Raw genomic sequence first — 2,065 nt, 5'->3', positions numbered from 1 at the left:
GTACGGTTTTGGAAGCCTACCATCTTTGCGGTGCTTGTTGAATACCAGTCGCTCATCGGAACGCGGCTCTCTGTTTTATCATACGCATGCCAGAGGCGGTCTACAATGGAATTGAAATCTTCCTTATTGTCGCAGAGCGTTGCACTCCAAACGATCCAATCCGATTTGGTGTAGGTATCACGATTATCAAGCATAAGGCCAAACTCACCTGAATGTTTCTCCAAGTAGGCTTTAGTCTCAGCTTTAAATGTATCTTTAGGGAACAATTCGAGACCGAATAATTGATCCCATACCGCATTGTATTTCATGCTGAAGGAATCAGGACGATCAAATGCTAAACGATAGGTTCCGTCTTCATTAGCAGCCATGACGAGCCAGTTATCTATCATTCCTTTTGCAACATTCATTAATTCCTCTGACTTTTTCTCGTCTCCAGCCATACGGTTTAGAATCGCAAAGCTTGCGATACCCATAATAGCCTTAATCGATAAGTTACAGTTATGCGCGAGATGCCCTGCAAAATCATCCGTACACAGCTGGTTGTCAGGATCTACACCATTGTTGATCAAATAATTGCACCATTTCTCAAGATGTTCCCAGTTCTCTTTGGCAAACGATACATCGTTCTCCGTGACCGCAACAGCAGCTGTGCAAATCAGCATATTTCCACATTCTTCAACGGGCATTTGCCAAGTAGGGCATGTGCCGTGACTATAGACTTGGCCGTTAACGAGTGGATAGGTTCCCGCATCGTGTGGTGCAAAGTCATAATACCAAATATCAGTAGCAGCGTATTTAAAAATAGGGCGCAGCATCCCTTTAACGAGCTCTGGGTTGTAAATTAAAAATTGCGGTATGGATGGATACGTAACGTCTACCGTAGCTGCACAGCCATTGCTGAAATTTTCTTTGGATATAAAGAGAACGTTTCCATCCGTATCCGCACAAACCTTATGACCTGCAATAGCTTGTCTGTAGGCTAATGATACTAGTTCCGCGTACTTCTCGTTGCCTGATTCTGCAGCTTCTGCAAATAGAGTGGATGAGAATTGTTCACACTTTTCAAATAGGCTGTCGTACTCAGATAGTGCCTGCTTCAAGGCATCTTCGATGGTTTCACCGTCTTTTTTCCAATAAGCATTAAGCGGCTCATTAAAATATTCAATCGCTTTGATGTCATCATATGCAACAGCAAAAAGCGCATTTGCGTTTTCGCCTGTATTTACAGGGATAGACAGCTCAATGTTATGGCTTACTGTACCGTATTCATGCGTATTGGCTACATCGATGACTGAAGCCTTTTCATGATTAGAAGCGAGGTATAAATAACCCCAGTTAATTCTAAGATCATCACCCGCTTTATTTAAAACATTTTGAAATTTGCTTCCAATCTTGCCGCATGTAAAACCTGGCTCGCTAATATCTTTGTAATCGACTGGGAATTCATATTTAAAGTTTTGACATAACTCATCGTCGACATTTAGTTTTATAGTCACATCTTGTGCTTCGCCATTGTTAGATTCGGCTTGTACATGTATATAAGACACGGGTCTAGACATAAGCTTTAAATCATCCATTAAAAGAGGGGTAGTAAACGTAACGAGTAAATTGATTTCATCAGATGTAAAACGATATTTGCTGGATAATGCATTAATATCTACACTTGTTTGTTTCATTTTTATCCCATTATCGTTGCCGCCCATAAAACAATATTCTTTTCCGTTAACCTCAGCGGTACCGACTAATTTATGAGGTTGGCCTGTCCAATGTTTGGTGTCAGCTTCGTTCAGTTCGTTCGCCATCGACCAAACAGAAAAATAAGGATCTACAGTTATAAGTGGGACAGCTGGAGCACGCATAATCATAGTAATTCCTCCTAAGTTAGATGAAAATGAATGAAATGCAAAACGATTGAATAATGTTATCTGTTGCTGTAATATACAATTTATCATACAAATTACGGTCTGATAATAGAAGTTATCACAATAGATGTGAGGAATATCACAATGAAAGAAACGGTTTATAGCTTTTGGCATCTGTTGGATCCTAAGCTTCCTTTGAATAT

General features: G+C 40.3%; 1 protein-coding gene. It reads right to left on the bottom strand.

Features of this window, described 5'->3' with window-relative positions; all coding sequences use genetic code 11:
* On the bottom strand, positions 1-1,865 hold a 1,865-nt coding region (locus AB4Z17_RS33250; RefSeq protein WP_441964708.1), incomplete at its 3' end, for a glutaminase domain-containing protein.
* Positions 1,866-2,065: the final 200 nt, after the last annotated feature.

The sequence above is a fragment of the Paenibacillus sp. TAF43_2 genome (assembly GCF_052113545.1).
GTDB lineage: Bacteria > Bacillota > Bacilli > Paenibacillales > Paenibacillaceae > Pristimantibacillus.
Note: the sequence above shows the minus strand (reverse complement) of the source record. Positions and strands in the feature narration are given on the sequence as shown.